This window comes from Kitasatospora putterlickiae (assembly GCF_039527695.1).
GTDB classification, from domain to species: domain Bacteria; phylum Actinomycetota; class Actinomycetes; order Streptomycetales; family Streptomycetaceae; genus Kitasatospora; species Kitasatospora putterlickiae.
The window spans coordinates 18611-26445 of the sequence record NZ_BAAAKJ010000068.1 but is presented as its reverse complement, the minus strand read 5'-3'; the positions used below and the strand labels follow the sequence as shown (position 1 = coordinate 26445).

General features: G+C 74.6%; 6 protein-coding genes. All 6 read right to left on the bottom strand.

What is annotated here, in order from left to right; genetic code table 11:
* Nucleotides 1-39: 39 nt before the first annotated feature.
* Entirely contained in the window at nt 40-1527 is a 1488-nt protein-coding gene (locus ABD308_RS07860) for a SulP family inorganic anion transporter (RefSeq protein WP_344329701.1), read from the bottom strand.
* A gap of 118 nt (nt 1528-1645) precedes the next feature.
* Complete coding sequence (locus ABD308_RS07855; RefSeq protein WP_344329698.1) at nt 1646-2248, bottom strand: carbonic anhydrase; 603 nt, start codon at nt 2246-2248, stop codon at nt 1646-1648.
* A gap of 446 nt (nt 2249-2694) precedes the next feature.
* Nucleotides 2695-5085 carry a penicillin acylase family protein gene (locus ABD308_RS07850; RefSeq protein ID WP_344329695.1) on the bottom strand — a complete coding sequence of 797 codons (2391 nt, stop codon included), beginning with the start codon at nt 5083-5085 and terminating at the stop codon, nt 2695-2697.
* A 130-nt stretch (nt 5086-5215) separates the two neighbouring features.
* A complete protein-coding gene (locus ABD308_RS07845; protein ID WP_344329693.1) occupies nt 5216-6001 on the bottom strand; it encodes an aminoglycoside adenylyltransferase family protein in 786 nt (261 codons plus the stop codon).
* Nucleotides 5983-6369, bottom strand: coding sequence for a hypothetical protein (locus ABD308_RS07840; protein ID WP_344329691.1), 387 nt, complete (start codon nt 6367-6369; stop codon nt 5983-5985). The genes ABD308_RS07845 and ABD308_RS07840 overlap by 19 nt, the downstream gene beginning before the upstream one ends.
* 712 nt (nt 6370-7081) lie before the next feature.
* Complete coding sequence (locus ABD308_RS07835) at nt 7082-7765, bottom strand: response regulator transcription factor (protein WP_344329689.1); 684 nt, start codon at nt 7763-7765, stop codon at nt 7082-7084.
* Nucleotides 7766-7835: the final 70 nt, after the last annotated feature.

Here is a 7835-nt window from a genome sequence, read left to right as displayed (position 1 = left end):
GGGTCTTCCGCGGCCACGGCCCGGCGGGGGCCGGGTGGGTCAGGCGGCCGCGGCGGGGAGGCCGAGGAGTTCGGCCGAGCCGTTGCGGTTGTGGCGTTCCTGCCAGAGTTCGAGGGCGCTGCGGCAGGCGTGGTCGAGGTGGCGCACGCCGGCGAGGTCGAGGCGCACGGGGCGGTCGGCGGGCAGGCCCTCCAGGGATTCGAGCGTTTCCAGGAGACGGGGCAGCCGGAGGAAGGTGGCGTTGCCGTGGAGGGTCACCCGCACGGCGCCCTCGGGGAGTTCGGTGACCGCGACCTGGAGGTGGGAGGTGTCCCAGGCGCTCTTGAGCACCGCGAGGAGCAGGCCGAGCAGCACCCCTTCGAGGAGGTTGGTCACCACGATGGCGATCGCCGTGACGGCCAGGATCGTCGCCTCGCCCCGGTCGGCCCGCCAGAGCGGCCGCAGGCCGCGCAGCGGGACCAGCTTGGCCCCGGCGTGGACCAGCACGCCGGCCAGCGCCGCGAGCGGGATGGCGGAGAGCGCGCCGGGGAGCAGGGCCGCGAAGAGCAGCAGCCAGAGGCCGTGCAGGACCCGGGAGGCCTTGGTGCGGGCACCGGCCTGGACGTTGGCGGCGCTGCGGACGATGACGGCGGTCATCGGCAGGGCGCCGAGCAGGCCGCAGACGGTGTTGCCGACGCCCTGGGCGAACAGTTCGCGGTCGTAGTCGGTGCGCGGGCCGTCGTGCAGCCGGTCGACGGCGGCCGCGCTGAACAGGCTCTCGGCGGAGGCGATCAGCGCGAAGGCGACGACCGTGCCGAGGACGCCGACGCTGCCGAGTGCGGCGAGGTCGGAGGCGCCGGGCAGGTCGATGACGCCCGCGAGTCCGGCCACCTCGACCCGGGCGACGGGCAGGTCGAACAGGGCGGTGGCGGCGGTCGCGGCGGCGACGGCGGCGAGCGGCGCGGGGACCGTCCTGACCCGGGCGGGCAGCCTCGGCCAGAACAGCAGGACGGCCACCGTCCCGGCGCCGATCGCGGCGGCGGCGAGCGCGTCCGGATTCCCGGCGACGTCGGCGACCAGGCCCGGGAGCCCGGTGAGCTTCTCGGTGCCTTCGGTCGGGCTCTTGGCGTCGGCGATCGAGTAGAGCTGACCGGCGATCAGCACCAGGCCGATCCCGGCCAGCATGCCCTGGACGACCGAGACGGAGATCGCCCGGAACAGCCGGCCGAGGCGGGCGGCGCCCATGGCGAGCTGGAGCAGGCCGGCGGCGGCGGTGATGACGCCGAGGGTGGCGAGGCCGTGTTCCTGGACGGCGGCGAAGACCAGCACGGTCAGGCCGGCGGCGGGGCCGGACACCTGGAGGCTGCTGCCGGGCATCAGGCCGGTCACCAGGCCGCCGACGATGCCGGTGACCAGGCCGAGTTCGGCCGGGACGCCGGAGGCGACGGCGACGCCCACGCAGAGCGGGAGGGCGACCAGGAACACGACGAGGGAGGCGGGAAGGTCGGAGCGCAGAGTGCTCAGCCGAAGGGCGGGACGACGAGTCATCGGGTCCTCGGGAGAGTGTGGTCGGTGCGGTGGACAGTGGTTCGCCGGACAGTGGTTCGCCGGACGGCGGTACGGTGGTGGGCGGTGCGGTGCTGCGGCCGTGAACGGCGCCCCGGGGTCACAGCGGGAGGAAGAGGCCGGCGTCGGCCCGGTGGGCGAGCACGAGCCCGGTGTGGATCTCGTAGAACCAGCCGTGCAGCCGGATCCGGCCCTCGCTCAGCCGGCGGGCGATGGCGGGGTAGCCGCGCAGCCGGTCGAGCTGGGTGAGGACGTGGCGCTGCACCGGGCCGGCCACGGTCGGGTCGAAGACGTCGGTCTCGTCCGCGCGGAGCACGGCCCGGTCGGCGTTGCGCAGCCAGTCGCGGACGGCGGGCACGACGCTGAGGTCCTCGCCGCGGACGACGGCCCCGACGGCGCCGCAGTGCGAGTGCCCGCAGACCACGAGGTCGCGGACACCGAGCACCTCGACGGCGTACTCGATGGTGGCGGTTTCGCCCGAGGCGCCGTCGGCCCGGTAGGCGGGGACGATGTTGCCCGCGGTGCGGAGTTCGAAGAGGTCGCCGGGGTCGGCGCCGGTGATCAGGGCGGGCACCACCCGCGAGTCGGAGCAGGTGATGAACAGGGCCTGCGGGGCCTGTCCGGCGGCGAGTCCGGTGAGTTCCCGGCCGGTGTCACCGGCGCGCTGCGGGAACGCCCGGGCCCGGTCGATGAGCGGTTCCATAAGGGTGGATGCCTCCTTCGGTGACCCTCGCGGTGTGGGCCGGGAGGGGCGGTGGACGGGCAGGCACGTCGGAACCAGGTGGCCGGGTGGGTGGGTACGGCCGCGGGCGGGCGCGTGGCATCGCCGCAGGGCCGCGTCGGTGACCCTCGGTATCCCCCCGATGACCTGATGACGCGTCAAGGGGAAGTAAAACACGGGTATCGGGTCGGCAAAAGCCCGTCCAGGGCTCAGATTGTGCTGATCTGGTTAACATCCTGTTGCCTTGGAGGGCGAACGGCCTTCCGCCCTGGCATTCCCGCGACGGAGGGAACCTCGCGAGGCGTCAGGGCGTTGATGCGCAGCGTTTCCCGCACGCCCCTCGCGCGGCCCACACGCCCCCCGCGCACACCCGCGAGCCGCCACCGTTCGGCGAACGGAGGCGGCTCGGCATGGCAGTTGACGGTACGTCAGCGCCGGAGCACGGTGACGGTGAGGCCCGGGGCGGAGCGGATCTCGGCCTCGGTGAAGCGCTCGGTCACCCACTGCTTGCGGGCGTAGCGGCGGGTCTGGTCGGTGAAGTGCGGCGAGGTCGGGTCGGCCGACTGCCCGTAGGTGAGCAGTGTCCGGGTGCGCGGGCCCCGGTCGGTCAGCTCGGTGGCCATCAGGAAGCTCGCCCCGTGCGGGACGCTCAACACGTCCGCCGGGTACGTTCCGCCGCCGGAGCCCGAATCCGCCCTGGCCGTCAACACGTTGAAGCAGCCGTGCTGACCGGCGCAGCCGTGCAGCGGTACACCCGCCCAGCGCTGGACGAGGCCGATCGGGGCGTCCACCGGCAGCCCGCGGGCCGCCAGGCCGCGCACCGCGTCGGCGAACGCGCGCTGTGCGTCGGGGTGGTCGGCGGCGATGCCGCGCGGCGTGGTCAGCGGCCGGGCCGGATCGTACGGGACCGTCTGCCAGGCCGTCGTACCGGTGCCGGCCAGCGCGTCGCGGTACTCCAGCCACAGCACCGTGCCCCGGCTGTCGGCGTCGGCCCGGGTGTTCCACGCCGCGAGCGCGTCACAGGCCGCGCGCACGTCGACGCCGGAGCCGTCGGACGCCGTGATCACCGGGTGGGCCCGGCACAGGGCGACGGCGTCGTCGCGGTCCAGCTCGGCGCTCTGCACGCGGTTGCCGAACATGGCCGCCTGGAGGGAGGCGAGGGTGAAGCCGGGCGCGCCGAGGCCGTCGGTGCCGGCCCGGCGGTCGGCGATCATGCGCAGGCTCAGCTGCGGCCGCGACGCGAGCTCCGGGCCGCCGTTGTAGACGGCGGGCAGGCCGGCGATCGGCGCGTCCGCGTTCGTCAGGTAGGGGCCGTTGTTGGCGTTGGCCACGTAGTCGGTGCGGGTCAGCTCCGGGTGGTCGCCGGGGCCGAACACGCCGGGCACCAGCGCGTCCGGGTCACCGCCCGGGTCGCAGGCGGTGGTCGACCCGTCCAGCACGCTGTCGGTGAGCGAGTCGGGCACCAGGCAGCGCGCCCGCAGCTCATCGGAGACGCGCGGGACGGCGGAGGAGTCCGTGAAGTAGGCGGTCCCGCTGGAGTCGACCGCCGTGGTGTACACCCACGGGGCTCCCTGGTAGGTGCGCTGGGCCTGCCGCAGCTGGTCGAGGTTCTGTGAACGTCCCATCGCCACCCACTCGTTGAGCGAGCGGAGGTTGTCGGCGTTGGCGTCGCGCAGGGTGTAGGCGTACTCGCCGGTCCAGCCCTCGGCCAGGACGTGGCCGTGACGGGAGCGGTAGACCGTCCGGTCGACGGTGGACAGCGTGCCGTCGGCCGCCCGGACGGTGACCGGGACGGTCTCGGCGACCATCCGCTCGGTCCTTCCGTCCACCACGTACGCGGTCGGGTCGCCCGGCACCAGTGAGAGCCGGTAGGCGGTGAGGTGATCGGCGTAGCTGGTGGTGTGGGTCCAGGCGAGGCCGCGGGTGTGGCCGATCTGGATGAACGGGAGGCCGTAGAGTCCGGCGCCGGCGACGTCCAGGACGCCCGGGATGGTCAACTGGGCCTGGTAGAAACGCTCCGCGCCGACCCACTCAAGGTGCGGGTTGGCGAGCAGGAGGCCGTTGCCGTCGCGGCCGGCGTCCCGTCCGATGGCCCAGGCGTTGCTGCCGGTGCCGGGGCTGTCGGCGGCGCGGCGCACCCAGGAGGGCGGGGACGGCGCGGCGGCGGTGGCGACGGCCGCGCCGCCCGGGACGGCGGTGGCGGTGGAGCGCTTGGCGGTGCCCGCCAGGGTGTTGACGTCGTAGAGGATGTTCCAGAGGTCGTCGGCGGTGATCGGCCCGACCCAGCCCTTCCCCCGGCAGGACGGATCCGGCAGGCGGTCGGCGCCGGTGTCGCGCAGATAGCGGTTGTAGCCCGCGACGTAACCGTCGACCAACTGCCGCACCTCGCCGGTCGGGCCGAGCGGCGCCGGCCGGGCCAGCAGCCGCCGCACCGTCCCCGAACGCAGCACGCTCAGCTGGTAGGTGTCGCTCTCCAGGTTGCCGAGCCGGTCCACGGACCGGCCGTCCGGCCCGAACCAGCGCGAGCGCTCCCCGCGCACGGTGACCACCTGGTCGGCGAGCTGGCAGAGGTTGTCCTCGGCGAAGGCGTACCCGTAGCCGTAGCCGAGCCCGCCGAAGTCCTGGGCGACGACGTGCGGGACACCGAACTCGGTGCGGCGGACCTTGGCCGTCCAGCCGCCCCGGTCGGCGGCCTGCGCCGGGGCGGGCGTCAGCGCGGTGAGGAGGCCTGCGGCCAGGCCGAGGGCGAGCGCCGTCGAGGCCGATCGGCGTACGCGGTGGAATGGTTGACGCTTGTTCGGTTCCCGGTTCTCTGTCATGGCTTCACGGTGCCGCCGCAGACGGTCCATGGTCATCGCCCTGCCGGACGAGCCCGCCATCGCCCATCGGACCTACCCGGGTACGCCCCGGGGAGGGGCGTTCCTTGCCCGGACCGTGACGGGGCCCGGTTCACCTCGGGTGGTGGCCACGCAGGCCGTCGACGCGGGCGAGCACTTCGGCCACGTGCGGACGCACCCGGGCCTTCAGCTCGTGACTCCAGGTCTCCTCGTCGTAGTGGGTGTCGCGGTACAGGTTCCTGGCGTGCTCCAGGACCGGACGGTGCTCCGGGGGAAGACGGACGAGAGCCCAGTCCGCGGCGGCGTCCTTGGACCTGATCTCCCCCGTGGCGAGCGTCGTCCAGACACGGGCGAGGGTCAGCAGCACGTTGCGGGTGTCGTCGGCCAGGTCGTCGAGGAGTGCGGGGATGCCCATGACGCAGGCCCGGACGAGGTCGGCGTGCGGCACGGGGTCGAGGAGCCGGCCGGGTGGCGGTCCGGTGAGGGGATGGCCGCCGGCCAGGACCATGGTGAGCGCGAGGGCGAGGTCCGGCATCGGGCCGGGCCGCGGCGGCTCGCCCCGCTGAAGCTCCTCGCGCAGCCACTCGCCGAACAGGAAGTCCCCGGTCGGCGGGAACCGCCAGGGGCGAACCTCGGACCGGACGACGACGGTGAGTTCCACCGGCCGGACGGTGGCCGAGAGGCCGGAGATCTCCAGCAGGCCCTCGGTGAGCTCCCGGCGTTGCCGGTCGTCCATGCTCCGTCGGGTGACGGCCAGAACATCCAGATCGCTGGCCGCTCTGAGTCCCCCGAGCACGGCTGAACCGTGGAGGTAGGTGCCGAGGAGCTCGGACGCGAGGACGTCGCGGACGAGTCGGACGGTCTGCTGGAGTTGGTCCATCACGACAGTCTCGGCCATCGGCGCCGGCGCCGACTGTCGAGCAGTTCGAAGTCGGGAGCGCCGGTGGAGTCGAACCGGCGGACGACCACCCGGCGGGCGCGGGCGGGGAGCACGGCGATGCCCAGCCGCAGTCCGGCGACGGTCACGGTCTCCACGGGGTGCACCCGGCCGGAGCGGTCGGTGACCACCCACCGCTCCACCGGCCCGCCCGCGAACGCCACGACCACCGGCTCGCGCTTCCCCCGCCCGATGAGCGCCGACGGCCCACCGCCGACCCGGAAGCTCGCGCCCGCGCGAGCCTGGCCGCCGCGCACGCCGATCACCACGGCCACCTGACCGTCGGGGATTTGGTCCGCTGTCAGCGTCCACTGCGGTTCGGGGGTCATCGCTTCACCGGCCACGCGTGCGGCTTCCGGGTCGCGATCACGGCCCGGGCGACCTGCGGGGAGCCGCCGCGACCCGGTGGGCGCGGCGGCTGTGTCAGCGCGGGACAGGAGGGCTTCCGCACGTCGGTCCACAGCGGCTCGGTCATGTCGCCATCCTGCCGCGCCGCCCCGTCCGCCCGCAGGCGAACTTCGCCCCCGGGGGGTCGGCGCGATGGCCCTGGGCCGGAGGCCAGGGCCGCTTCGGAGCGCCGCCACAAGAGGCGGCTCCGGGCGCGGCCTGCGGCCCGCCCCCGGAGGAACCGTGGCACTCTCCCCGCGTGTGCGGGGTCGAGGGCTCGGCCGTCGCGGCCCACGTGGCCCTCGGCGGAGCATCCGCGCGCGTGCGGGGCCGAGGACTCAGGTCTCCTGGACACCACGGTGGAGAGCGGAGCATCCGCGCGCGGGGTCGAGGTGGGGCCGGCCGGGGTGTCGGGGCGGTGCCAGGGAGCATCCGCGCGCGTGCGGGGCCGAGGAGCTGCTCGCCACCGAGCTGCCCGACGGCCCGGGAGCATCCGCGCGTGTGCGGGGCCGAGCACCCTCTCGGACTCCACGCGCCCCCACCCTCGGGAGCATCCGCGCGTGTGCGGGGCCGAGGCTTCGTGAGCTGGGATGTTACCGGGCCGGAGGCTTCCGGCGCATCGGTTCGTGCGGGCGGGGGTCGGCCCCTCCCCCGCTACTTGGTGGGGCGGGGCGTGGGGACCAGGCCGGTTTGGTAGGCGAGGGCTACGAGTTGGGCGCGGTCGCGGGCGTCGAGTTTGGCCATGGCGCGGTGGATGTGGGTGCGGATGGTGAAGGGGCTGACGAACATCCGGGCGGCGATCTCCTCGTTGCTGAGGCCGGTGGCGGCCATCGCCATCACCTCGCGTTCGCGGGCGGTCAGGGCGGCGAGGCGTTCGGGGGTGGCGGTGGAGGCCTGGTCGGGTGAGGGCTGGGCGAGGAGCTGGTCGATGACGGCGCGGGTGGCGGCGGCCGACAGCAGGGGGTCTCCGGCGGCGACGCGACGCAGGGCGGCGAGCAGTTCGGTCGGTTCGGCGTCCTTGCCGAGGAAGCCGCCGGCGCCCGCCCGCAGGGCCTGGGCCACGTAGTCGTCGATCTCGAAGGTGGTGAGGATGAGGACCCGGGTGCCGGCGAGCTCGGGGTCGCCGCAGATGGCGGCGGTGGCGGAGAGGCCGTCGACGCCGGGCATCCGGATGTCCATGAGCACGACGTCCGGGCGGGTGGCCTTGGCCAGGTCGACGGCCTCGCGGCCGTCGGCGGCCTCGCCGACCACCTCCATGTCGTCCTCGGCGTCGATGAGGACGCGGAAGGCCCCGCGCAGCAGCGCCTGGTCGTCGGCGAGCAGTACTCGGATGGTCACGGGTGTTCCTCTCGGGCGGCGGTGCGCAGGGGCAGTTCGGCGGAGACCAGGAAGCCGCCGCAGGGCCGGC

Coding starts and splice junctions, on each gene's coding strand:
- ABD308_RS07845 (WP_344329693.1), bottom strand. CDS start 6,001: ATGGCCGAGACTGTCGTGATGGACCAACTCCAGCAGACCGTCCGACTC.
- ABD308_RS07860 (WP_344329701.1), bottom strand. CDS start 1,527: ATGACTCGTCGTCCCGCCCTTCGGCTGAGCACTCTGCGCTCCGACCTT.
- ABD308_RS07855 (WP_344329698.1), bottom strand. CDS start 2,248: ATGGAACCGCTCATCGACCGGGCCCGGGCGTTCCCGCAGCGCGCCGGT.
- ABD308_RS07840 (WP_344329691.1), bottom strand. CDS start 6,369: ATGACCCCCGAACCGCAGTGGACGCTGACAGCGGACCAAATCCCCGAC.
- ABD308_RS07850 (WP_344329695.1), bottom strand. CDS start 5,085: ATGACAGAGAACCGGGAACCGAACAAGCGTCAACCATTCCACCGCGTA.